Raw genomic sequence first — 25,511 nt, 5'->3', positions numbered from 1 at the left:
CGAATAGATATAGTACTTATTGAAAGCCTAAATTCACTTGTTAACCGCTAATCAAATGAGCTTTGCCAACGCTTCTGAGGCACGCTTAATATCTAGGAATATCAAGCCAAGCTTGGCGTTGGGTTTTGCCATGATGGTGAGTACTGCTTCATCGCCTGATGAGGTCATGATGACGTAGCCTTTCTCGCCTTGAATCATAATACGATCGATACTACCACGCGCCAACTCACGACCTGCACGATCACCCAACGATAATAATGCGGCTGACATAGCACCCACACGGTCTTCATCCACACCGGTTGGTAGAGCTGAAGCAATCATAAGACCATCGTTAGAGATTAGCGCAGATGCTTCAACATCTGCTGATGAACTGTTTAAGTCTTCCAATATCTGCTGAAATGAATCTGTACGCATATCGCTTTCTCTATACTGTTTGTTAATTTTTATTTATGAACTATAGTTAGCCAAAAATAACCCTGTTTAAAAAAGGGTATTATAAATCCTTACTAATAATATTGATATAGTAAATCCCTATTTAAAGTGAGGTTATGAAGTTTTTTTTCTTCAATTTCATAAAATTTGCAACATTGTTATTAAAAAAGCCTCAGTCATTAAATGATTGAGGCTTTTTTGATTGCAATGAATGAAAGTATATTGACTATATTGTCTCGCGCCATTGTCCTTGAACCATAATCCCTTGAATAGGATTTAGTCCCATCTGATAGGCCAAGTCAGCAGGACGAGCGATATCCCATAGCGCTAAATCAGCATCGCAGCCCACTTCTATTCTGCCTTTGTTAGGTAGTCCTAACGCTTGTGCTGCATAAATAGTCGAGCCTGCCAGTACTTCTTCAGGCGTGAGGTAAAACAGTGTGCAGCCCATATTCATCGTCAATAAAAGCGACGTCAACGGTGAGGTGCCGGGGTTACAGTCAGTTGAAATGGCCATAGGAACTTTGTGTTTGCGCAAAGCCTCAATCGGTGGCAACTTAGTGTCACGCAGCGTATAAAAAGCCCCTGGCAATATCACGGCAACCGTGTTGCTAGCGGCCATTTTTTTGATGTTTTCTTCTGACAAATGCTCTAGATGATCGCTCGATAGGCCTTTATATTCAGCAACCAACGCACTACCACCTATATCAGACAGCTGCTCAGAATGTAGTTTCACTGGTAGATCCAATAAGCGAGCCACTTCAAACACTCGTCTGATTTGCTCTGTCCTAAAGGCGATGTTTTCACAAAACCCATCGACTGCATTGACTAAACCTTCTGCATACAGAATTGGCAGCCACTCGCAAACTTGCTCAATATAGTCATCTGCACGATTTTTATACTCAGGTGGCAAGGCATGAGCCGCCAAATACGTGGTACTTACATGGATGTCGTATTTTTCACCAAGCTGGCGAGCGACCGTGAGCATTTTGCGTTCAGTGTCTAAGTCCAAGCCATAACCAGATTTAATTTCGATACTGGTAACGCCTTCTTTCATCAGCGCGACTAAACGTTTCTCACTCTGTGTGAATAGCGATTCAATACTGGCCGCGCGAGTCGCGCTCACGGTCGCGACAATACCGCCGCCTTGTGCAGCGATGTCTTGGTAACTGGCCCCTTGCAAACGCGCTTCGAATTCATTGCTGCGGTTGCCACCATAGACAATGTGCGTATGACAATCGATAAGCCCTGGGGTTATCCATTTACCATCCACATCTGTGATTTGGCTATCTTGATATTTAGGCAAATGAGCAGTGACTTGATCCTTTGTGCCAATCCAAGCGATTTTGCCGTTTTTAATACCGATAGCCGCATTATGCAACTGACCATATGGGTTACTATCAGCTTGATTATCGACATAAATATCAAACCCGTATTGCGTTGAAAAGGTGGCGATATTGGCATTGATAATGACATGGTCAAATGATGTCATAGTAGATTCGTCTAGCATCTGTTCTATAGGGTTTTTCAATACGGAGTTCTTTGATTTATTCATAATATGCTCCTAAATTATTGGGAGGCTAATGTGTTTAAGTGATAATTAAATGCTGCTCTACAATAGTCGCTAGTAAGCGAGCAGCGACTTTGCAGCTACGACTGTCAATATCAAAAGTAGGATTAATCTCAGCAATATCTGCCATTTTTACTTTGCCTGATGCCATGATGGTTTTTACCATGCGCTCAACGAAACCCAGCTCAATACCAAAGGCGGCAGGTGCGCTTACACCCGGCACAACACTAGATGGTAAGCAGTCCATATCGATGGTCAGATACACGATATCGACCTGATCTATAAAGCTTTTGACCCGCTCAGCAAGTGTATCCCAAGGCTGATAATGACAGTCTTCATCACTAATGACCTGTACGCCCAATTGCTCGGCACGATCGAAAAGCGCCGCCGTATTAGAGAATCGACTGACGCCGATACAGCAATAGTGAAAAGGCTGATCGTGTGCATCAAGGTGCTCAGCAATTTGGCGAAATGGTGTCCCAGAAGTCGCTACATCCGACTGACGAATATCAAGATGAGCATCAAAATTAATAATCCCAATAGTAGGCGCTGTGTTTATGCTGATAGTTGTTTCGCTAGTATTTTCTAAGGCCTGCCATAATCCCAAAAAACTACCATAAGCGATGGCATGACCACCGCCAAGCCCGACGGGTAATCCACCTTGCTTGACGATTGTACTCACTGCATCAGCATATTTGATCTGAGCTTGCTCAAGAGTGCTCTCGGCAAAGCTATCATTATCATTACAATGAATGTCGCCAGCATCACCCAATAAAGTTGATAATTGACCATCAAAACGTCGTTGTAAATCAGCGATGACTGGCAGCGTAGCAAAAGCTCGACGAATCAATGGTGGGGCAGCTCTAGCACCCACGCGGCCTTGATTGCGTCTGACGCCTTGATCACAGGCAAAGCCAATTAGCCCAATATTTTGATTCTCATAAGGCTGAGCAAGCTGATACCAATAGCGGGCGCGTGCAGTCTCAAACGGCTCTGCACGTCCTGTCCACTGGGTCATATCAGCAGGTGTATGGCTAATGCGTGTGGTAGTCATTGGTGTTCTCGCTATGGTCATCGCTGCTCTCCGCTTATTGATCTTTATTTAGACTCGTACCAATCGCTGCGTAGTTCTTGCCAATGTTCAGCAAGCGTACCATCTAATACCAACTGCTTGGCCGCTTCAATATCAGGGGCTAGGTAGCGATCTTTATCATAGAAAGTGACTTGCTCGCGTAGCTTTTGATGCGCTACTGACAGAGGCTCTGATGTCTCGAGTCCTAGATGGAAGTCGATACCTTGACCAGCAGCTAATAGCTCAATACCGATGATAGTGGCGGTGTTTTGTGCCATCTCGTATAGGCGGCGTGCGCAATAGGTCGCCATTGAGACATGATCTTCTTGGTTGGCAGAAGTCGGGATACTATCGACGCTACCAGGATGGGCGATAGATTTGTTCTCTGAGGCCAGTGCGGCGGCGGTCACATGAGCAATCATAAATCCTGAGTTGACTCCAGCATTATCAACCAAGAATGGCGGCAGACCACCTGATAGCGTCGCATCGATCAGCAAGGCGACACGGCGCTCAGACATAGAGCCAATCTCAGCGATTGCCAAGGCTAAAATATCCGCGGCAAAAGCGACTGGCTCAGCATGGAAGTTACCACCTGATATGGCGACGGGCCCATCTTCGTTATTAAAGATAAGTGGATTGTCAGTTACGGCATTGGATTCGATTAATAAGGTTTTACCTGCTTGGTTGATGATATCAAGGCAGGCACCCATGACCTGCGGCTGACAACGCAGGCAGTAAGGATCTTGCACTCTATCGTCTTGCTCGCCGTCATGTGAGGCACGAATAGCACTGCCTTTGATTAGCTGACGGTGTGCTTTGGCGATTTCGATTTGACCATGATGGCCACGTACTTCGTGAATACGCGCATCAAATGGCGAATCCGAGCCTTTTGCCGCATCAATCGACATCGAGCCGACAATGGTCGCAGTCTCAAGTAAATCACGCGCTAAGAAATAACCCCGTAAAGCTAGCGCGGTTGATACCTGCGTACCGTTGATAAGTGCAAGGCCTTCTTTGGCTGCAAGAGTAATAGGCTCAAGTCCATGCTGTGCTAGGGCATCAGCAGCAGGTACTTTTTCGCCAGCGACAAACACATCACCTTCACCCATCATCGCCAGCGTCATATGTGATAATGGCGCTAAGTCACCAGATGCGCCAACTGAACCTTTGGCTGGGATATTTGGCGTGATTTGATTGTTAATTAAGGCCAGTAAACTATCTACCACCTCGCGACGTACACCAGAGACACCTTGTGCTAGGCTGGCCACTTTCATGACCATAATCAGTCGTACCACGCTGTCTGGCAACGCTTCACCAGTGCCCACTGAGTGAGAAACGATCAGGTTGCGTTGAAGTAGCTCAAGTTGGTCGTCACTGATACGCGTCTTTGCTAACAGGCCAAAACCCGTATTAATACCATAAGCGCTTTTGTCTCGCGCAATGATGGTGCGCACATCTTCGTGTGAGGCATCTATTGCGGCATAAGCACTCTCAGGCAATGTCAATATGACAGGTTGCTCATAGATATCACGTAGCATTTTAAAGCTAAGCTGGCGAGGGTGTAGGGTTAGTTGTTTGATGTCGTTCATAGGGGTAATCCTAGGGTTGTAAGTCATATAGTCATTCCACTATAAAAGTATTACAGCGTTAACCTCGCTTGAAGTATCACATATACATCTACACTCGGTTGCCTTGTACTATTTTTAAATTGAATCGACTATATGGGTTATATTATTTTTGTTTCGTATCTTTATTAAAATTAAATTGTTGAAGTGTTTTTTAATCAACGCAATAGCTATTATCGGGTTTGAATTTTTTAGCCAATCCAGTTGAAGTACATGGCCAGTTGTCCGAATGCTGCAGCCAATAAAATACTGATTACCACGCGCTCGAACCAAATGATGACCATTTTGCCAACAGAGATAGGAATTTCAGTGGCAAGCACGCATGGAATCATGGCTGAGAAGAACAGCACACTGCTAATGGAAATGACCCCTGCGACATAGCGTGTCAGAATATCTGCCTCACTTAGTAGTAATGCTGGCAAGAACATCTCAGCCAATCCCGCTGACATGCCTTTGGCAGCGACAAGCGGTTCTGGTAGGCCGCCAAGCCATGTAAAGGGATAAAGAAGCAAGCCCAAGGCATCGAAAACTGGCGTATATTTTGCTAATAGCAATCCTGTTAAGCCGACCGCGATGATAGATGGCACGATAGCAGCGGCCATCGTTAGACCGTCGCGAAAATTAGACCATAAGATTTGTTTGAGGTCAGTGGCACGGCGCGAAGTAGACAAGCCTAAATCAAATGCTGCTGCTAACCGTGTACCACGTTTATGATCTAAAGCGGGACGTTCGACATGATCATCAAAGAGACTGATAGGTGGAATACGAGCTGTAATCGCAGTGACAATAAAGGTAATCACTAGCGTAGACCAAAAGAACACATTCCAAAACTCCATCAATCCAAGCGTTTTGGCAACAATGACCATAAATGCCGCTGATACGGTCGAAAACCCAGTCGCAATGATAATGGCTTCACGCGCTGAATATTGCTTTTGTAAATACACGCGATTGGTGATGAGCAAACCAATAGAGTAACTACCGACAAAGGAAGCAACGGCATCAATCGCTGATGAGCCTGGGGTTTTCCAAATAGGTTTCATAATCGGCTGCATGAGCACACCAACCATTTCTAGTAAGCCAAAACCAACCAAGAATGCCAATATCAATGCCCCAATCGGTACAATCATACCGACTGGTAAGGCCAGTTTTTCAAACAGAAACGGCAGCATGTCCTTTTCCATCATAAAGGCAGGCGCTATGTCAGCCACATACATCACTGCCAATATCAGGCCGATGATCTTGAAAGTCGTCATAATCATGTGAGTGATATTTTTACGCCATGAGCCATCGATAAACGGCTTACTCACACCATAGATTATGAGTAGAAATAGTAATGTCACGGACAAGGTATGCTGCTGAGTCACCAGATAGGTCGCGCCATGATCGAACAAAATCGTGCTTTTCTCGCCAATGGTAAATGGCACAAAAAACATCACCAAACCGATCGCACTGAATACGATAAGCTGTATTAATGCAATAGGGGTTGATAGTAGTTTCTTCGATGATGTCGTTGTATTTTCATCGTTCAGACTAGATGTCGTATTTTGCTCAATCATATTATCCTCCTTGATAAAACGCCGATTATGTCCTTATACCCATCTACAGCGTATAAGAACAAGGGACAAACTATTTGATCATTGGCAGATTTAGACCATAGTCTTTCGCTGTTTTAATCGCCAACTCATAACCTGCATCTGCATGACGCATGACGCCTGAGCCGCAATCATTGACAAGTACTCGCGATAAGCGTTTGGCCGCGGTGTCAGTGCCATCCGCTACGATGACCATACCTGAGTGCTGCGAATAGCCCATGCCGACACCGCCGCCATGATGTAGTGATACCCACGTCGCGCCGCCAGCCACGTTCAGCATACCGTTCAATAGTGCCCAATCAGAGACCGCATCTGAGCCATCTTTCATGCTCTCTGTTTCGCGGTTTGGACTGGCGACAGAGCCTGTGTCTAAGTGATCACGACCTATGACGATCGGGCCTTTTAATTCACCGTTTTTGACCATTTCATTAAATGCCAAACCTGCTTTGTCACGCTCACCAAGACCTAGCCAGCATATACGAGCAGGCAAGCCTTGGAATTGAATACGTTCCTTTGCCATATCTAACCAGCGATGAATATGTTTGTTTTCAGGGAATAGCTCTTTAATTTTTTGATCAGTCTTATAGATATCTTCTGGATCACCTGATAACGCTACCCAGCGGAATGGGCCTTTACCTTGGCAAAATAGCGGACGAATATAAGCAGGGACAAAACCTGGGAAGTTAAAAGCATCTTTGACCCCTTCATCAAAAGCCACCTGACGGATGTTATTACCGTAATCAGTCGCTGGGATATCCATCGCTTGTAGATCTAAAATTGCTTGGACGTGTACGGCACAAGACTGAGCAGCGGCTTTGGTCAGTGCTGCGTGTTGCTCTGGATCTTCTTGGGCGGCTCTCCATTCCTCTACCGTCCAGCCGCTTGGCAAATAGCCATTGATTAAGTCATGTGCTGAGGTCTGATCGGTGACCAAATCAGGCTTCATGCCACCCGCATTAGCACGCTTGACCATCTCAGGCAAGATGTCTGCGGCATTGCCAAGTAGGGCGATAGAGACAGCTTCGCCAGCATCGGTATGTTGTTTGATTAACTCATAAGCATGGTCAAGATCATCTGCTTGCTTATCGACATAACCCGTGCGCAAACGGAAATCGATACTAGACTGCTGACACTCGATATTCAATGACGTTGCACCCGCAAAAGTTGCGGCTAGTGGCTGCGCGCCGCCCATACCGCCCAGACCCGCGGTCAAAATCCAACGACCCGCCCAGCTACCGTCATAATGCTGACGACCCGCTTCCACAAAAGTCTCATACGTACCTTGGACGATGCCTTGCGTACCGATATAAATCCAGCTACCTGCAGTCATCTGACCGTACATAAACAGGTCTTTGCGATCCAATTCGTTGAAGTGCTCCCATGTGGCCCAGCGCGGTACTAGGTTGGAATTGGCAATCAATACGCGCGGTGCATTTTCATGTGTTTGAAACACGCCTACTGGTTTACCAGACTGTACTAGCAACGTCTCATCATCTTCTAACTCTTTTAATGACTCTAAGATTTGATCATAGCTTTCCCAATTACGGGCTGCGCGCCCAATACCACCGTAGACGACCAGGCTTTTTGGGTTTTCGGCCACATCAGGATGCAGATTGTTTTGCAGCATGCGATAAGGGGCTTCAGTCAGCCAGCTTTTGCAATGTAGCGTAGAGCCAGTAGGCGCAGCGATATTACGGCTCTCATCACGGCGAGTCAGCTTAGTCTCTTTGTTGGTTCCGTTGTCAGTAGTCATGATCATATCCTTGTGATAGCGAATAGGGCGATAAAGTCATTAAAGTAAGTGTCTTACAGTCAGTCTAGGTATTTATCTACTAAGCATTCATCTAAATTCATAAAAATATCGAATCGATAAAACAAATTTTCTAGCACCGCTGTAAAGTTGTATATACAAATTATCAAAGATACTTTTTTCATGCAAGGTTTTTTTTCGTGAGCTGATTATTTTTGTTATTCACTTAGCCGATTTAGATAACATCGAGTGAGTTGAAAAGCGCCCTAGTCAATACTGAACGCTCAGACATTTTGACTAAGGCTTGCACAGTGGTCTCGTGATATTATGTGGTCATTCCTATTAGCAAAACTGACGGTCAAAGGCGGATATGACAAAGACAATTCCGGCGTATCAACGCATAAAAAACGCCATACTAGACAATATTCATTCTGGTAAGTGGCAAGCAGGCAACGCGATTTCGACAGAAATGGCATTGGCTGAAGAGTTCGGTGTGTCACGAATGACGGTCAACCGTGCGCTAAAAGAGCTGAGCGAGGAGCGGGTACTAGAGCGTCGGCAAGGATCGGGCACGTTTGTCGCGCAGCAGCAGTTCAATCATACCTTTGTAGAAGTGCGCAATATCGCACAGGATTTAAAGTCTGCCAATCGTGATTATGAGGCACAGGTCGTGAGCAAACGCGCCGTTACTGCTGCTATGCTCGATGATGAATTGCGTCGTAAGTTTGGTATTGATGAAAAGTCTGTGCCTGCTAATACAAGCGCTCAGAAAGATGCTAGTGATGAAGCTGTCCTGTATGAAGTAAAAATCATTCACTTTGCTGATGGTCAGCCCATACAGTTTGAAGAACGCTGGGTCGATGCTAAAAAAGTGCCGAAGTTTATCGACCAGGATTTTAGTGTGGTCAATACCAGTGATTACTTGATTGCCAAAAGCCCTCTAGAGAGTGGCAGCTATACCATTCGAGCATTGGCAGCTCCTGATGAAATTGCTGAGTTTTTGCAAATTGCGCCGCAGTCACCAACGCTTGTGCTGCGTCGGCAGACCTATTCGGCTGGTCAGGTCGTGACCTTTGTAAAGATGTGGCATGCGGGTGATCGCTACCAGTTTTCTGGCGAGTTATAGCAGATATAGTCAAGCCTATATAAATCCGCTACATCGTCATCCTCGCTAAGCATACTAATGCATAACTTGCACTCGGTTTCCTTGTATCGAAATTATATTGAACTGACTATAGCTTACGTATACTCACTGATTGTGTACGTTTTTCTGTCTAAAGTGAGATACTATATCCATAAGCTGCTATTTAATAAGATAGCGATTCGTGCTAATTAAACTCGTCAGAATATTTGAACAATCGTTAAAAATTAAAATATAATATAGAAACAGTATTGAAAAATAGCCAAATAGCCTCAAATCGGGCAACCAAAGCCGAATATCATAGAGGAGCTTATATTGTTCTTCTATGTCGGCTTGCCCTATTTATTAGCACCGTATATTTCATTAGCATTATTCGTTTTTACTTTATTCATTTACTCATATAAGGACGTCTTATGAAACGTCGTACTCTCTTAGCCCTTGCCGCCAGTACTATGTTCCTTGCCGCTTGTGGTCAATCTACTACCAACGAAGCCGATACCAGTGCAACTGACAGCGCTGCAACAGGCGGTTCTGATTTGCTACAACGTATCAACAACGGCGGCACCATCAACGTCGGTACAGAGGGTACTTATCCTCCGTTCACGTACCATGATGAGAGTGGCAAACTAACGGGTTATGATGTTGAAGTAACGCGTGCAGTAGCGGATAAACTGGGCGTAGACATTGAGTTTAAAGAAACTCAATGGGATGCGATGTTGGCTGGTTTGGATTCAAAACGTTTTGATATGGTGGCTAACCAAGTTAGTTTGACCACGCCTGAGCGTCAAGCAAAGTATGACAAAGCAATGGCTTATAGCTGGTCAGGTGCGGTTGTATTGGCACCTACTGATGACAACCGTTATAGCTCGTGGGAAGGTCTAAAAGGCCTACGTACTGCGCAATCACTTAGCAGTAACTATGGTGAGCTTGCAGAGCGTTATGGCGCAGAGATCGTTCCTGTCGATGGTATGGCGCAAGCGATTCAGTTAGTGAAGCAGGATCGTGCTGATTTTACGATGAATGACAATCTAGCGGTATTGGATTATCTCAAGAAATTCCCAGATTCTGATCTTGAGATTAAACTGACAGCCCCTGCAAGTGAACAAACTGGTTCAGGCCTAGTGCTTATCAAAGGTGATGATGAAGTCGTAGCTAAATTAGATGAAGCGATGGCTGAATTGGCGGCTGAAGGCACACTCACCAAGCTTAGCGAACAGTTCTTTGGTGCTGATATAAGTCAACAAAAATAATGTCAGTTTCTATCATGTCAGCTTCTGTAATGTCTACATCATGGTTCGCGGACTTATTGGCTGTATTGCCATTTATGAGTCCTGATCGAGCGAAGATTGTCATATCGTCGTTTTGGCCAATGCTCAAAGGCGGTATCTATTATTCGATACCGCTGGCATTGATCTCATTTGCGATTGGTATGGCCATTGCACTGACAGTGGCATTGATTCGTATCATTCCGCGTGCCACTTGGTTCCATGAAATCATCTATCGGCTCGCTCGCGTCTATGTGTCCGCCATTCGCGGTACACCGATGCTGGTTCAGCTGTTTATTATTTTCTATGGTCTGCCAAGTGTTGGGGTGAAGCTTGACCCCTTTCCCTCAGCGATTATTGCATTCTCATTGAACATCGGTGCGTATGCATCGGAGACAGTGCGTGCTTCGATTTTATCGATACCAAAAGGGCAGTGGGAAGCAGGCTCGACGGTTGGTTTGACGTATCTACAGACGTTTCGTCATGTGATTTTACCGCAGGCGCTTCGAGTGTCGGTGCCGCCGTTGTCCAATACCTTTATCAGTCTGGTAAAAGATACCTCACTTGCTTCATTGGTACTGGTCACTGAGCTATTCAAACAAGCGCAGATTATCACAGCTCGTAACTATGAGTTTATGTTGGTCTATACCGAAGCCGCGATTATCTACTGGGGTATTTGTCTGTTCTTGACCTTTATCCAAGGCAAGCTTGAAACTAGACTAGATCGCTATGTGGCAAAATAATTGATGGTTGGATAATTATTAGCCAGATTTTATTAGCTCCGTAGCCATTAGTCATACAAGCGCTTAAGAACAAGCACGCAAGAATAAACAGTCGCAAATAAAGACCAGTACAACAGGAATTTTTATGATCAAAGTCACTAATATTCATAAAGCCTTTGGTGGCAATCAGGTGCTAAAAGGCATCGACTTGACTATCAATAAAGGCAAAGTGGTCGTAATATTAGGACCTTCAGGATCGGGTAAAACCACCTTTTTGCGTTGTTTAAATGCGCTAGAGATTCCTGATCAAGGTGTGATTGCTTTTGATGACGATAGCTTGAGCGTCGACTTTGCGACTAAGCCAAGCAAAAAAACGCTACTAGCCTTACAGCGTAAATCAGGTATGGTATTTCAGTCTTATAATTTGTTCCCACATAAGACAGCCATTGAAAACTTGATGCTTGGGCCTACGGTAGTACAGGGGCAAAGCAAAGCGCAAGCCCGTGAGCAGGCATTGGTACTACTTGAAAAAATTGGACTGTCGGACAAAGCGGATCTCTATCCGTTCCAGTTATCTGGTGGTCAGCAGCAGCGTATTGGTATTGCCCGTGCGCTTGCTATTGAGCCGTCATTATTACTGTTTGATGAGCCAACCTCTGCACTTGATCCAGAGTTGGTACAGGATGTGCTAGAGACAATGAAGCAGCTCGCCTCTGAAGGTTGGACGATGGTCGTAGTGACTCACGAAATCAACTTTGCCCGCGACGTTGCCGATCATGTTGTACTGATTGAGGATGGTCATGTGGTTGAAGAAGGCAGTGCCAAGCAGCTGTTTGAAGATTCAAAGCATCCTCGTACGCAGGCATTTCTGCAACGTATTGAGCAGTAAAAACGTTTGTTTTTGCGTAAGCGATAAAAAAAGCCCCAATCATGATGTAATGGTTGGGGCTTTTTTTATCGCAATAAATAGGACGTATTTCAAATGAATAGATAGTAAGACTAAGTCTTTTGTCGTTGCTTTAACCAGCGAGGTACGCGAGTAGCAGTACCATTTAATACAGCATTTAATAAAGCCGCCAGTAAGATAAGCGCCACGCCCAAATACTGAATCCAAGACAAAGATTGATGTAGTAATAACATTGCAAGGGCGATAGCAGTCAATGGCTCAAAAATCGTAAATACCGATGCACGAGTGGCAGGCAGTTTCTCTAATGCCTTCATATATAGCCCAAATGGCACGACGGTCCCCAATAATGACAATCCCAAAACATAGCCCCAAGTCATTAAAGGGAGATCTAATAGCTGCTCATAAGTGTTATAGGTCTCAGGCAAGAGCAGTAGTACGCCAGCACTAATGATAATGGAAGTGAAAAACACCAAAGGGGCAGGGTGAGCGTAATGCATCGCGCGCTTGCCCAATACGCCATATAACGAATAACACATCCCTGCTGATAGACCGAGTAAAATTCCCCAGTTAACTTTTGCTTGCTCACCTAGCATCGTTAAGCCAACGCCAAACACCGCCATTAGTGCTAGCAACACTGATTTACGAGTGATGGACTCGCTCAGTAAGAATTTTGAGAACAATAAGCTAAATACGGGCGCGGTATAGAGTAAGGCCACGGTAGGGCCAGCACCAACGTAGCTGACCGCAAAAAAATAGCAGACCGACATGCCAAGGACACCTATCAACGACTGCATCGCCAGTCCGAGCCATTGTTTTGGCTGTAATTTGATAAGGTGTGGCCACAGTTTTGGTAGCATGGCTAAAATGATAAAGGCCGCCGTGACGATACGTAATATCGTTACTTGCCATCCACTAAATCCAATTTGGTTTAGGTAAGTCGAGAATATACCCAACGTGCCCCAGCAAATAGCAGCCGTAATGATTTGAATGGTGCCTAGCCATGATTGATGCGAGTGGGTCGCCATTCCGTTGTCGATGTTTGCCATACTGTTTTCTTCTTACGAGCTAAGTGACACAAAGTGTTGTAAGATTGCTATTGATACAATCTCTCCAAGCAATACTGAAATAAGAAAAGACAACCTGATTAAAGGCTGTCTTTTGTTTATTCTTTTGAGTCTATCACTAAAAGATAATAAGTGGCTACTAGGTCGTGTGCTAAATTCAATCAATAGCTATTCCAATAGCTATTCCAATGGCTAAAAAATGGCTAAAAAATGGCTAAAAAATGGCTAGCGTTTGCTAAATAACTTAAACAATATCGAATCATTAACTCATATCATATTTGTGTTCGCACCATTTTTTACTTCTATAGTCTTTGTTAATCAATCCATAAAAAGAATGTTTGCTCTCGGAGAGCATTTCGCTGAACAAAGCACACTTTTTCCACTTGGGTTCTTGGTAGATGATCCGTATCAGCTCCACAATTTTTTGAGCGCTGTTTTATCCACTGAGTCTGCTCTTTTTTAAGATCAGCCGCCATATCCTCACCGTACAAGCGTCTGAATTCATTTCGCGTTACTCTGTAGCTTTCATTCAATGCTTTATCAGACGTGTTATATATCTGATCAATCAGAGCAGCTTGTGATGCTAATGGCAGATAAGTCGCATTTTCTTTGTAGGTGGCACTATAGGTATCGACTGTCCATTTACTTGTTATAGATATCTCATGGTTCGAGGTATCTATAAACCCATCAAAATCTTCGCCTTCAAAGGTATAACCCTGAAATCGACACGGGGTCGCGCCATCTTTACATAAACTATGCTTGGTTTGCGCAGAGTAGTATTTGACAGCATAGGGCGACTTACTGGGTTCTGGTGTTGTCTGTAATAGTCGTCCTAAATCGGGAGCGACTAGCAGCATATTGTTGCAAGTAACGCTTCCTTCTGCACAGCTCTCATAAAGGTTAAGACGTTGACCTTGGATGTCCATGCCCATTGTAAAGTTTGCCTGTACAGGAGCTACAGCCGAACTGACAGATGTCATTAGCGTTAAGCTCAAGAGCAACGCAGTACGTCCGAGTAAGCTGGATGTATTTAGGCTTGAGCTAGACATGGAGACGGACATATAGGTTTACACCTGCAATAAAAAGTTACTCAGCAAACGCTTAGCACCTTCAGTGGCAAACGACTCAGGATGAAACTGTACGCCTTGGATTGGGTACTCTTTGTGCGCCAGTCCCATAATCTCATCACCAGTCAATGCTGACTCAGCAAAGCTCAATTCAGCACGGTTGTCATTAGCGACTACCGAGGTAATTGTCAGACAGCTTGGGATGGTGTCGGCTTTTACCACCAGTGAGTGATAGCGCATGATCTCAAGCTCTTGTGGTAAGCCTTGATAGATACCTGAATTATCATGGCGAATTGATGAGACCTTGCCATGCATCGGCACACTGGCGCGTACCACGTCACCACCAAACACATGAGCAATGCCTTGCATACCCAAGCAGACACCTAATAGCGGCACAGTTTTGCCCAGTGTCTCAATGACCTCGCTACAGATACCAAAGTACGCTGGATCATCAGGGGAGCCAGGACCAGGTGAAATGATAATTCTATCAAGATTCATTGCTTGCACATCTGCTAAGGTTATTTCGTTATTGCGTTTAACGATGACGCTGGCTTCTTCATCACTGTCTAAGGTTTGCAAAATCTCGCCCACATACTGGTAAAGATTAAAGGTAAACGAGTCGTAGTTATCGATAATTAAAACATTCATGGGTCATAAACTCTTTTATAAAAATAGTGCTAGGTAAAATATGGTCAATGTATGCAGTACTCCTGGTAGCAATTATGATTGCATAAAGCTATCTAACACGACTTTCATCGCCGACAGTTTACGCTGAATCTCTAAGTATTCATCTGCTGGGTTTGAGTCATAGACATTGCCGCCGCACGTTTGCGCGTAGGCTGACTCGCCGCTGATAAACAGGCTACGAATAGGAATGGCAAAGATACAATCACCATTAAAATTGAACGAGCCTAATGCACCGCCATAAGCACCGCGACCATCTGGCTCTAGCTCATTGATCACCTTAATGGCTTCTACTTTAGGTGCGCCTGATAGCGTACCAGCAGGGAAGTTGCTGGCAAGCGCACTAAACATGTCTTCGTTAGGATGCAGGATACCAACGATTTCAGAAGAGATATGCTGTACGTGAGAGAAGCGTTTAATATCCATCAAACTACGTACTTTTACCGTACCAAATCGTGCCACACGGCCAATATCATTGCGATGCAAATCGACCAACATATTATGCTCGGCAATCTCTTTGTCATCGTTGAGCAAGGCGCGGGCAAGCTTACGATCTTCGATTACATCTGCACCGCGCTTGGCAGTCCCTGCTAGCGGATAGGTTTCCATTTCACCTTGACGCAAGCGGAATAACAGCTCAGGAGAAGCACCAATGATGCACTGCTGCGCAAATTTCATAAAATACATATGCGGTGATGGGTTAACGGCACGCAGCTTTTCATAAATCGGCATTTTGTCACCGGCAATACTGTATTTAGATTTAAACCCAACCTCACACTGAAAAATACGCCCAGCGATGATGTCTTCTTTGACTTGCATGACGACATTGGCATGCTCCTCTTGGCTCATACCGTCACCTAAAAATTCAACTTTAGGCGCTTCATAGCTAGGCGTTGGCTCATCGAGTAGGGCTTTGATTTGCTCGATACGGTTTTCTTGCTGAGCAGTTGGGTAATAAAAGTAGAAGATTTCCCCAGTCATCTTATCTAGCGTCAATCCATCTAGATACACGCCAAACTTAAAGGGTTCAAAGTCTTCGCTGGCTTTTGCATTGAGGCTAGGTTCAAAGAAATTCACGCAGTCATAGCCCAAATACCCGACCAGACCACCGCTTTGATCGCGAGCAATAACATGCTGCGGCGTTATGTCGCGCAGCAACTGATAAGGGTTATCGGTTTGATAACGGCTTGTCTCAGCAGTTTTATTGGCGGTAATCGCAAGCGTGTTGCGGTCTAATGCGGCGATAGTCGTCACAGGGTCAAAGCCAATCGCATGATGGCGCGAGATATGGCTGTCTTCGCCCAATGATTCGAGTAAATAACAGGTATCAAAAGCGCTTTCGATACGTTTGAATAATGCAAAAAAATCGATATCTTGCGTCAGTTTGATACGTTGTGGTTTGCTCGGAATATCGATAGGAGCAGGTTTGGTCTGTGTGCGAGTACTAGAGGTCATAACAAAGTCCGAAATGGTTCAAATGTGTGTTGATTAATAAGTGTCGATTAATAAGTATAAGTTTCGTCAGTAAAAAGCTAGATAGTATCGTCGTTAGAGGCTAAGAGCAGTCTCTATGAGTGGCCAGTAACGCGCTGACATCATGGCTTTGCTTGGCCTTGGCACCGCGAGAGACAGTGGCGATACCAACACCTAGCTGCTCAGAGATATCACGCTGGGTGATACCACGATCTAGCAAGTCAAAAATGCGAATACGATTGGCAATGTCATGCTGTTCTTTATCGGTCAGCAGGGCACTGAGCAGCTTTTCGATATCTGCGCTATCAGTACAGTTGGTCAAATGTTTCACTAAGCTCTGATAAGGATCGGTAGTCATAATAGGTAATCTTAGCCAAAGAAAATAGATAGGTCGCTTGTTGAGCGATTTTTCGCTGAGAAGCATCTTGTTTCAGTATTCTAGTACAGTAGTACAAGAAAAACAAGTGATGAGCTAAGTTAATAGCAGACTACTATGGACGTGATGAATCTCTATGCCTGACCACATATAGCCTTAATACATAGCCAGAATTATATTGAATGTTATATTTACCGCTAGTACAGAAGCATTCTTATGCTCTCTCAGCATATTAAGAGATAAAATTGAGAATTTATTATATTAATTATTGCCAAAGTGTTAATACTTCGTTATTATGCCTCTCATTATTTAAACGCAAATAATTATCATTAACATTAATCATGTTATTCGCATGATGAGTTATGTGTTTTTAAGGTATTTAATCTTCTGGTAGGCACTATTTTAAGGGTTTTTTCGATGATAGCCCTTAAAAATAATTCTAAAAATTCTAATTTCTGACAGTAAACAAAGTGAGTAAATGTGTTATGCGCGAAGTAAAGTTATCTAGTCAATTGACAGTATTGTCTATCGGTGTCGCCGCTGTATTGTGGACGCAAGCTGCCAGCGCTGCAACGGCAGCAGATATGCCAAACACGACATTACAGACTATCACTGTAACAGCAAATAGCTCAGTACGTGACGCTGTACAAGAAGACTCTGTCTACATAGATGACTACACCCCAGCTGCACAAGCCAGCCATTTGAGCGATTTTCTGGACGTTGTGCCAGGGGTAAGCGTGGGTGGTACCTCATCAGTCAACCAACGTATTCGTGTACGTGGTCTTGACGATACCAATCTAAAAGTCACGATTGATGGCGCACGTCAAGAAGGCGCGTTGTTCTACCATATGGGTGACGTCACTATTGATCCAGATCTGCTAAAACAAGCAGAGGTATCAGTCGGTAATAACTCAGTGACGCTAGGCAATGATGCTATCGGTGGTGCGGTTGCTTTTGAGACAGTCGACGCGGCAGATTTACTTAAGCCAGGTCAAAAGGTAGGTGCTAAGCTGCATACAGGTTATGCTAGTAACAATGATGAACTGCTAACTTCTGCCACTGTGTATGGTGCGCCAACAGAAAATGTTGATTTGCTGGCTTATTATGGCAAACGCAATGCGGACGCTGGTGAAGACGGTAAAGGCCGTAAAATCCAAACGGAAGACAGCGAAGGCGAAAACATCCTATTGAAAGCTGGTGCTTATGTCGGTAGTGATCATCATGTAGGCGCTAGCTTTAGCCGTACCGAAAACAAAGGCAAGTTCCCATTACGTCCAGATTTTCCTGCTGGTGGCTGGAACCCAATTATTCCGCAGGAAGTCAAACGCGATACCTATGCGCTTGACTACGCATACAGTCCTGCCAACCAATTGGTTAATGTAGACGCCAATGTATATCAGACCAGCACGCAGATTTTGCGTAACTCTGATGGCGAACCTGGGTTTGAGTTTGATGCAGAAGTTAAAACCACAGGCGCAAAAGTACAAAACACCAGTATCGTTGATAGCAGTATCATCAACGGTGTGCCAGGGGTTCATAAGTTAATCGCTGGAGTTGAGTATTACAAAAAAGAATCTGAGATGACACGTGACTTTGGCAATGCGAGCACCGATGAAGCAACCAATACTTCTGTGTATCTAGAAGACCAATGGCAAATGGGTAAGCTTAGCTTAACGCCAGGCGTCCGTTATGACCGTTATGAGTCTCCAGAGTATGTATCGGCTGGCAAGACTTATGACAATGTCGTTGGCGCATTGGCTGCTAGCTATGAGATTGCACCGCGCACCCAGCTATTTGCAAGCTATACTCAGTTATTTAATGGTCCAGATCTTAGCCAAACGATTTTTAACACCGATGGCGCTGATACGTATGTGAACAATGACCTAAAAGCAGAAGAAGGTGACAATGCAGAAGTCGGTATTGCTACAACGCTGCGTGGTCTGACTATGGCTGATGACTCTTTAAAATTAAGTGCTAAATACTTTGAAACCAATATCGAAAACTATATTGAGTTTGTACGTGCAGGTGGTAGTAGAACTGGCATGAATTGCACAACTGGACAACTAGGTACAAGTGCTGCTCCTGAAGCCTGCCAAGGTGTCATTAATAATGACGAAGATTTCAAAATCAAAGGTGTAGAGCTATCAGCCGACTATCGCGCAGATAACTTCAACATGGGTCTAAGCTATGCTCGTGCGCGTAGCAAAGGCGAAGATACAGGTTACAATATCTCTTCTGTCAGTGGCAGTGGCTCTGAGTCTGGCGATAAGTACATGGTCAACTTGGGTTACGCTCCAACTAATACGACCGAGCTTGGCTGGCGCAGTACTTATGTCGCCGATGTGACACCGAATACCGCTGGTGATGACAACGAAAAACCAGGCTATGACGTGCACGATATCTTTATGACTTACACGCCAACTCAAATCGAAGGTCTAAAGGCCACGCTAGGTGTATACAATATCTTTGATGAGACTTATGCAAGCCATGCGTCACGTAACTCTATCGATGATGCCTATACTGATTTTGAGATGGGACGTAATATCAAAACGTCTTTAACTTATCAGTTCTAATCTAGCTTATCGAATTTAAGTCTAATCGTACTTATAAAGTCAGCTGTCTTATACGGGAGCTGGCTTTTTATTGCCTACTAGCTTTTACATTGGCTATAACAGCAATGACGTGCCAACTGATAAGCATCTACTAAAACAACATATGATAAAGAACTAAGACTAATGATTTCATTCAATCCTCGTCAAGCCTGCCTATGGATTCACCGTTATACTGGGCTTGCCATGGCAGCTTTTTTAATTATTACTGGTATTACTGGCACTTTATTGGCATTTCATGAAGAGCTAGACGATATTTTCAACCATAAACTGGCTCAGGTTGAGAAACAAAACGCATCACATCTGCCTATTGCCGAGCTTCATGACAAGGTCATCAGTGCGTACCCTCAATATAATTTTTCTAGTATGCCAACCTCGATAGCAGCAGAGAGGTCAGCCGTGTTTTCGGTAGATAGAGCACGAGGAAAAGCCGCCCAAAACCAACCAAAAGCACCGTTTCAACAAGTTTATGTCCACCCTTATACTGGCGATATCATTGGTACTCGTGATAGAGATGAGTGGGCATGGCATAACACCATGTGGAAAGTGTTTTGGTTACATCGCGATTTATTACTGGGTGATATTGGAAAATTGCTACTAGGGATTGTTGCGCTCGTGTGGACGATTAATTGCTTTATTGGCTTTTACTTAACGTTTCCTAGAGCGATTAAGAAAAAAGCAAAGAACCAAACCTCGCCTAAAAAACGTGCATCCTTTTTGAAACGCTGGTTACCAGCGTGGAAAATCCGTACCAAAAGTAATATGTTTAAATTGAATTATGATCTACACCATGCTTTTGGATTATGGCTTTGGGGGATCTTGTTTGTCATCGCGTGGTCTAGTGTTGGTTTTAACCTAAGAGAGGTCTATCAACCTGTGATGCACGCTGTCGTAGGTCTTGAGGGAAGAGATGAAAGACAGGAGAGCTCAAGAAAACCACCTAGAAAAGCAGAGCAGGCGTCTGGTGCAGAAATAGCGACTAGTCTTAAGGCTGTAAACAATGAGGCTGTTGATGTGGTCAACAAAGCCAATAGCATTGCTTATTTAAGTGAGCAGGCAAACACCGCCGCCCAAAGCAAGGGTATGCTAGTACGAGAGTTTTTAGGCATACGTTGGATTGAGGATGAAGGTCAATGGCAGCTGCGCTTTAAAACAGATAAGGACATTGGTAAAAAAGGCGGCGCATCATCTATTACGGTTGATGCCATAACTGGCAGGGTCGAGCGCGTTAATTTTGGTTATCAAAGCGGTTTTGGCAATAAAGTAGACCAATGGCTGTCAACGCTGCATATGGGTCATATTGGCCATGGCATCGGCCATTTACTGTATCAAATATTTTTAGCACTGGTAGGTTTGGCTGTGACAGTGTTGTCAGTTACTGGCGTCTATCTGTGGTGGAAAGGTCGACAGCAGCGACTTAAAGCATCACAAAAACTTAAATAGATATTAAGACATAAAATTAATATGCTCAATATATTGCTAGTACCAATGTGCTAGTAATATATTGAGTTTTTATTGCGTACTTGAATATAACCAGTCATTAAACCGCATCAACAATCACTGGACGGCCTTGATGACTTAGGACAGTGACATCGACGTTGTATAAATCTTTCATCGTCTCTTTAGTAATAACATCAGCAGGGCGACCTACAGCGGTCACTTCTCCTGCTTTCATCGTAACCACTGTATCAGCAAACTGTGCCGCTTGGTTGATATCATGCAGGACGATTACCACGGTTTTTTGCTGATTGTGGCTAAGCTGGCGTAGCTCACGCATGAGTCGACCAGCATGATACATGTCTAGGTTGTTCAGTGGCTCATCGAGCAATAGATAGGGTGTATCTTGGCAGACAATCATAGCAATCAGCACGCGCTGACGCTGTCCACCTGATAGCGTTGACAAGAAACGCTCGGCAAGTGGCTCAAGCTCAAAGCGCTCAAGGATTTCTTGCACTTTTTGCTGATCGTCAGCGGTTGGTTGTCCTTGATGATAAGGGTAACGACCAAACATCAGTAGCTCATGTACGCGCAGGCGTCCTTGCACATGATTGTCTTGCCCAAGCATCGCGACAGTCTTGGCCAGCGTCCGCGCCTGACAGCTGACAATATCACGTTCCTCATTATCTACAGCGAAGCTCACCTGCCCAGATTGTAGCGGCTGCAAGCGGGCCATAACAGAAAACAACGTAGACTTCCCAGCACCGTTAGGCCCAATCAAAGCAATCACTTGAGCAGGTGGCAGAGACAATGTGATGTCATGCAAGATTTGTTGTTTGCCAATATGGTGAGAGATATTATTCAGTTTAATCATAGTCAGTCTTATTTAAAAAAGTCTTAGGTTTTTCTCTATCAACAGCATCAGCTAAATAAACAATGTCGGCTAAGTAATCATAAAGAACGGCGCTGAGACATAAATATCAATGCTAAGAACATCAATCCGCCTGCTAGCTCTATCACGACGGACAATACGCCTGCCATATCTAGCACTTGCTCAAAGATAGTCTGACCCAGCACTAAGCAAATCATGGCAACCAAACTGACCAATATCAGCCGCTCGGTGTGATACATATGTCGAGCGATGCGATTGGTCAATGCGCAAACCAGTAGACCAAAGAAAGTCACTGGACCGACCAGAGCGGTAGCCGTGGCAACCAGTACAGCAATGACAGTTAATAGACCAAATGCCAGACGTTGATAATTGATACCAAGATTGACGGCTTGTGCTTGTCCGAGCATCAACACATCGCACTGATAACGCCAGCGCCACACAAATATCGCAGTGATGGCACAGATAAATAAGCTGATGCCCAGCAGCTGAGGGTTGACCGTATTGAACTGTGCGTAGCTAGCAGACTGTACGACCACAAAATCATCAGGGTTAATCAGCCGTGCAATGAGTGCTGATAAGCTGCGAAACAACACGCCAAAGATAACACCCACCAATATTAGCCGCGTCAAATCCTGACTGCTTTTAGAAAATAATAGCTTAAACAATAATAAAGATGCGCCAAACATCAGGACAATCTCTAGCGTGAACTTGGCAATAGGATCGAGACTGGTAAAGCTAATCGCACCTAAAAAGAAAACCAGTAAGCTCTGCAACAGAACATAGAGTGAATCAAATCCGAGTAGGGAGGGCGTTAGAATTGGATTGTGAGTCAACGTCTGAAACAGTAACGTCGACACGCCAATCGCATAGCCAACCACCATCAGTGCTAGCAGTTTTTTGCCGCGTAATGGTAGCGCAAAGTCCCAATAGCCATTGACATTGAGCGTCATAAACAAGGTCATCGAGATCAGTAGAATAATAGCTGCAATAGATTTCGGATGCGCAGCTATCCATGCCCAAAGCTTTGCCAAATGACCTTGGGCAGCGGCTGAATACTGACCATCTGCTGAAGATGAGTTATCTATCGCTGTGCTGGTTTTGGTAGCATCAGTCTTGGTAGAAGTAAGCTTAGTTGATGAGAACATACAAAAATCCTATGGTGCCAAGCTTATCTAATAAGGCAAAAATGAACGACGGTAAGTGAGTGTTGAAAATTAATACATAGTTAGTGAACATGGTGCTACTGCTCAGCTGGCGCACGTAATAACAGCCATAAAAACAGCACCGTACCAACCACACCAAAGATAGTGGCGACCGGCACTTCAAATGGGTAGCGAATAGATCGCCCGATAATATCGCATAGCAGCACGGCTGAAGCACCAAGTAGGGCAACTGCTGGCAAGCTGCGACGCAATTTATCTCCCATTAGACGGCTCACAATGTTTGGCACGACCAGCCCAATAAAAGGAATCATGCCCACAGTCACGACCACGACAGCGCTCATCATGGCTACCATACCCACGCCAATCCAAGTGACCTGACGCTTACTAATACCTAAGTTTAAGGCGATATTGTCACCCAAACCAACGATAGTCAGCTTGTCAGCTATGATATAGGCCAGCACACAAAGTCCACCCGTGAGCCACAACAGCTCATAGCGCCCTGCCAATACGCCTGAAAAATCCCCAAATTGCCAAACACTCAGCATCTGTAGCGACTCGGTTTGATAGGCGATAAAGGTAGTGACGGCTTCGATAATGCCGCCGAAGACAATGCCAATCAGTGGAATCATCAAAAAATCAGTAGGCGGAATGCGATGAATGAGCAGCATAAATAGCATCATGCCAAAAACGGCAGCGATGGTTGCCACACCCATTTTTACAATGAGGGCACTGGCAGGGAACAATAAACTGACCACTAGCAAACCAAGTGCCGCGCTCTGAGTTGCACCAACCATAGATGGCTCTACAAAGCGGTTTTTTAGCACTACTTGGATAATCATCCCAGCTACTGCCATCGCAATACCAGTCAAAATAATGGCGATGGTGCGCGGTATACGGCTAACCAACAATAATGAGCTATCGGAATTGGCACTTTGAGTCAGCAGGCTTTGCAAGATACCTGACCACGAAAAATCAGCCACACCAATAGATAGGCTCAATAACACCAAAAGCCCCATAAGAATGAGGCTTGCTGTATTGATGAACCACGGTGGTATGACAGTACGTTGATGTAACGCATTGCCAGTACCTCTTTGCCAGCTTGACGCTGATGGAGCAGTACTGGATTTGAGCCTAGCGTGAGTACGGTGTGAAAATAACGACATAATCTTTACTGGCTTAAACATGAGCAGTGTTAACGGCAATAATACTTGCTTGTACAACAATCGTTTTTATCATTAACGACGTTATTTAGCGCTAGCAAAAGCATCTTTGATCGTCGTTAGATCCTGCATCCACTGATAGTAGCCGCCAAATGCTAAGTAAGAGTCTGGGCTCAAATAAACCACTTGCTGCTTGCTCCACGCATTGCTCTGGGCAACCAATGGATTGTCTAATACGGCCTTGGCACCAATACCGTCTTCACCAATTGCGGCACTGCGGTCGATGACAAATAACCAATCAGGATTGGCTTTTTGGATGTATTCAAACGATATCGGCTGACCATGAGGCGCATCGGCAATTTTGTCATCTGCCATTGGTACACCTAACACAGTATGGATAAAACCATAGCGAGACTTGTCACCATAGGCTGACATTTTATTGCCATTGACCATGACGACTAGGCCAGTGCCTTTATTTTCTTTTGTTAGACTCTTGGTCTCAGTGATGAGTCCATCGATGTTCTGTTGTAGCTTAGCGGCTTGATCGCTTTTACCGAACAGCGCACCTAGATCATGCAGGCGCTGCTTGCTTGACTCATAGATATTGGCTGTATCAATACTCATGTCCAATGTCGGCGCGATACTTGATAACTCGTCGTATTTTTCTGCCATGCGTGAACCGACCAAAATAGCTTGTGGCTGCATTGCATTCAACGCTTCAAGATCTGGCTCAAACACAGTACCTACCGATTTTGGATCAGGCTGTGTTTCTGAGTGTAGATTCTTTAGTAATAGACCACCAGGCATACCATCGACCGCCACATCTAGCGCGGCCAAGTCTTGCATCAACGTCATATCATAAACGACAAGTGGCGATGGGTTCATAGCCAGCTCAACATCACCTTTTACGGTATTGACCATGATTTTCTCAGCAGATACAGCGTCGTTATTGGCAACGTTCTGTGATTCATCAGCCGTTGGGTTTTCAGTTTTGGCGTCTGCTGGCTCAGAGTCATTGGATTCAGGCGAGCTACATCCTGCCACTACAGTAGCTAACAACGCTGTCATGGCAGCAGTCAATAATGGACGTTTAAAAAAAGAGGCGGTAGATCTGCTAGATAATAAGGGTGTCGGCATAATGAACTCGGTCTATCAAAAAATGTTTAAGCAATTGTCTAAAATAATTGCAAATGAATAACGCTAAAAATATTAAGTCTGAAAGATGCTTGAGATAAAAAGCATAAAATAAATAGTCTACTTAGTACCAATCACTAATTTTTTATACGAATAGTTTTTATAAAAATAGTATGGGTAGACAAGACAGCGATTATAATAAAGTAGTTGAGACTCATTATCAATATAAATGATAATGGTTTTTATTAACAGCACTTGCTATATTAAACGCAACGTATCATTTGATGTAAAGATAAGATTCATAGTAGTGAAGTATAGAAGTAAGGAACGTTCATGAAAATGAGCGCCCTGATAGGTAAAACTACTAAGCAATGCC

Annotated in this window: 21 protein-coding genes; 6 read left to right on the top strand and 15 right to left on the bottom strand. The window is 44.4% G+C overall.

From position 1 onward, the window contains the following. Nucleotides 1-51: 51 nt before the first annotated feature. The 6 genes from DXK30_RS03855 to hutU all read right to left on the bottom strand — a co-directional run bounded on the left by DXK30_RS03855 (nucleotide 52) and on the right by hutU (nucleotide 8,044). Nucleotides 52-414, bottom strand: coding sequence for a roadblock/LC7 domain-containing protein (locus DXK30_RS03855; RefSeq protein WP_010201036.1), 363 nt, complete (start codon nucleotides 412-414; stop codon nucleotides 52-54). A 244-nt stretch (nucleotides 415-658) separates the two neighbouring features. Next, nucleotides 659-1,942, bottom strand: a complete 1,284-nt coding sequence (gene hutI / locus DXK30_RS03850) for an imidazolonepropionase (RefSeq protein ID WP_201508009.1) — start codon at nucleotides 1,940-1,942, stop codon at nucleotides 659-661. A 79-nt stretch (nucleotides 1,943-2,021) separates the two neighbouring features. Further along, nucleotides 2,022-3,077 carry a formimidoylglutamase gene (gene hutG / locus DXK30_RS03845; protein WP_114700524.1) on the bottom strand — a complete coding sequence of 352 codons (1,056 nt, stop codon included), beginning with the start codon at nucleotides 3,075-3,077 and terminating at the stop codon, nucleotides 2,022-2,024. A 23-nt stretch (nucleotides 3,078-3,100) separates the two neighbouring features. Further along, nucleotides 3,101-4,663: a histidine ammonia-lyase gene (gene hutH / locus DXK30_RS03840; protein WP_114700523.1), complete on the bottom strand. Its 1,563-nt coding sequence runs from the start codon at nucleotides 4,661-4,663 to the stop codon at nucleotides 3,101-3,103. A gap of 227 nt (nucleotides 4,664-4,890) precedes the next feature. After that, entirely contained in the window at nucleotides 4,891-6,255 is a 1,365-nt protein-coding gene (locus DXK30_RS03835) for a YjiH family protein (protein WP_201507844.1), read from the bottom strand. A gap of 70 nt (nucleotides 6,256-6,325) precedes the next feature. Further along, entirely contained in the window at nucleotides 6,326-8,044 is a 1,719-nt protein-coding gene (hutU, locus tag DXK30_RS03830; protein ID WP_114700522.1) for a urocanate hydratase, read from the bottom strand. 367 nt (nucleotides 8,045-8,411) lie between these two features. On the opposite strand from hutU, the gene DXK30_RS03825 reads away from it, so the two are divergent. From DXK30_RS03825 to DXK30_RS03810, 4 genes are all read left to right on the top strand, one after another. Then, nucleotides 8,412-9,167: a UTRA domain-containing protein gene (locus tag DXK30_RS03825; protein ID WP_114700521.1), complete on the top strand. Its 756-nt coding sequence runs from the start codon at nucleotides 8,412-8,414 to the stop codon at nucleotides 9,165-9,167. A 428-nt stretch (nucleotides 9,168-9,595) separates the two neighbouring features. After that, the gene (locus tag DXK30_RS03820) at nucleotides 9,596-10,432 is read left to right on the top strand and encodes an amino acid ABC transporter substrate-binding protein (RefSeq protein ID WP_114700520.1); all 837 of its coding nucleotides are present in this window, start codon (nucleotides 9,596-9,598) and stop codon (nucleotides 10,430-10,432) included. A gap of 14 nt (nucleotides 10,433-10,446) precedes the next feature. Next, on the top strand, nucleotides 10,447-11,190 hold the full coding sequence (locus DXK30_RS03815) for an amino acid ABC transporter permease (RefSeq protein WP_114700690.1): 744 nt from the start codon (nucleotides 10,447-10,449) through the stop codon (nucleotides 11,188-11,190). 124 nt (nucleotides 11,191-11,314) lie between these two features. Further along, on the top strand, nucleotides 11,315-12,058 hold the full coding sequence (locus DXK30_RS03810; protein ID WP_114700519.1) for an amino acid ABC transporter ATP-binding protein: 744 nt from the start codon (nucleotides 11,315-11,317) through the stop codon (nucleotides 12,056-12,058). 110 nt (nucleotides 12,059-12,168) lie between these two features. Here the strand turns inward: DXK30_RS03810 and DXK30_RS03805 are convergent, their stop codons facing one another. The 5 genes from DXK30_RS03805 to DXK30_RS03785 all read right to left on the bottom strand — a co-directional run bounded on the left by DXK30_RS03805 (nucleotide 12,169) and on the right by DXK30_RS03785 (nucleotide 16,722). After that, nucleotides 12,169-13,122, bottom strand: a complete 954-nt coding sequence (locus DXK30_RS03805; RefSeq protein WP_114700518.1) for a DMT family transporter — start codon at nucleotides 13,120-13,122, stop codon at nucleotides 12,169-12,171. 332 nt (nucleotides 13,123-13,454) lie between these two features. After that, nucleotides 13,455-14,201, bottom strand: coding sequence for a lysozyme inhibitor LprI family protein (locus DXK30_RS03800; RefSeq protein WP_114700517.1), 747 nt, complete (start codon nucleotides 14,199-14,201; stop codon nucleotides 13,455-13,457). Nucleotides 14,202-14,207: 6 nt separating this feature from the next. Then, a complete protein-coding gene (locus DXK30_RS03795) occupies nucleotides 14,208-14,855 on the bottom strand; it encodes an anthranilate synthase component II (protein WP_114700516.1) in 648 nt (215 codons plus the stop codon). A 72-nt stretch (nucleotides 14,856-14,927) separates the two neighbouring features. After that, entirely contained in the window at nucleotides 14,928-16,346 is a 1,419-nt protein-coding gene (locus tag DXK30_RS03790; RefSeq protein ID WP_114700515.1) for an anthranilate synthase component I family protein, read from the bottom strand. A gap of 100 nt (nucleotides 16,347-16,446) precedes the next feature. After that, entirely contained in the window at nucleotides 16,447-16,722 is a 276-nt protein-coding gene (locus DXK30_RS03785; RefSeq protein ID WP_114700514.1) for a Trp family transcriptional regulator, read from the bottom strand. Between the two features lie 503 nt (nucleotides 16,723-17,225). Here DXK30_RS03785 and DXK30_RS03780 point away from each other — a divergent pair. Beyond that, the gene (locus DXK30_RS03780; RefSeq protein WP_114700513.1) at nucleotides 17,226-19,313 is read left to right on the top strand and encodes a TonB-dependent receptor domain-containing protein; all 2,088 of its coding nucleotides are present in this window, start codon (nucleotides 17,226-17,228) and stop codon (nucleotides 19,311-19,313) included. 162 nt (nucleotides 19,314-19,475) lie between these two features. Then, nucleotides 19,476-20,792, top strand: coding sequence for a PepSY-associated TM helix domain-containing protein (locus DXK30_RS03775; RefSeq protein ID WP_114700512.1), 1,317 nt, complete (start codon nucleotides 19,476-19,478; stop codon nucleotides 20,790-20,792). A 97-nt stretch (nucleotides 20,793-20,889) separates the two neighbouring features. Here the strand turns inward: DXK30_RS03775 and DXK30_RS03770 are convergent, their stop codons facing one another. The 4 genes from DXK30_RS03770 to DXK30_RS03755 form a co-directional block, all read right to left on the bottom strand. Continuing rightward, the gene (locus tag DXK30_RS03770; protein ID WP_114700511.1) at nucleotides 20,890-21,660 is read right to left on the bottom strand and encodes an iron ABC transporter ATP-binding protein; all 771 of its coding nucleotides are present in this window, start codon (nucleotides 21,658-21,660) and stop codon (nucleotides 20,890-20,892) included. Between the two features lie 77 nt (nucleotides 21,661-21,737). After that, a complete protein-coding gene (locus tag DXK30_RS03765; RefSeq protein WP_114700510.1) occupies nucleotides 21,738-22,823 on the bottom strand; it encodes an iron chelate uptake ABC transporter family permease subunit in 1,086 nt (361 codons plus the stop codon). A gap of 95 nt (nucleotides 22,824-22,918) precedes the next feature. Next, nucleotides 22,919-24,004: an ABC transporter permease gene (locus DXK30_RS03760; protein ID WP_390178018.1), complete on the bottom strand. Its 1,086-nt coding sequence runs from the start codon at nucleotides 24,002-24,004 to the stop codon at nucleotides 22,919-22,921. 81 nt (nucleotides 24,005-24,085) lie between these two features. After that, nucleotides 24,086-25,138 carry a siderophore ABC transporter substrate-binding protein gene (locus tag DXK30_RS03755; protein ID WP_114700509.1) on the bottom strand — a complete coding sequence of 351 codons (1,053 nt, stop codon included), beginning with the start codon at nucleotides 25,136-25,138 and terminating at the stop codon, nucleotides 24,086-24,088. Between the last annotated feature and the right edge of the window lie 373 nt (nucleotides 25,139-25,511).

The organism is Psychrobacter proteolyticus, from assembly GCF_003350005.1.
In the GTDB taxonomy this organism is placed as follows: domain Bacteria; phylum Pseudomonadota; class Gammaproteobacteria; order Pseudomonadales; family Moraxellaceae; genus Psychrobacter; species Psychrobacter proteolyticus.
This window is presented reverse-complemented; position numbering and strand designations above follow the sequence as displayed.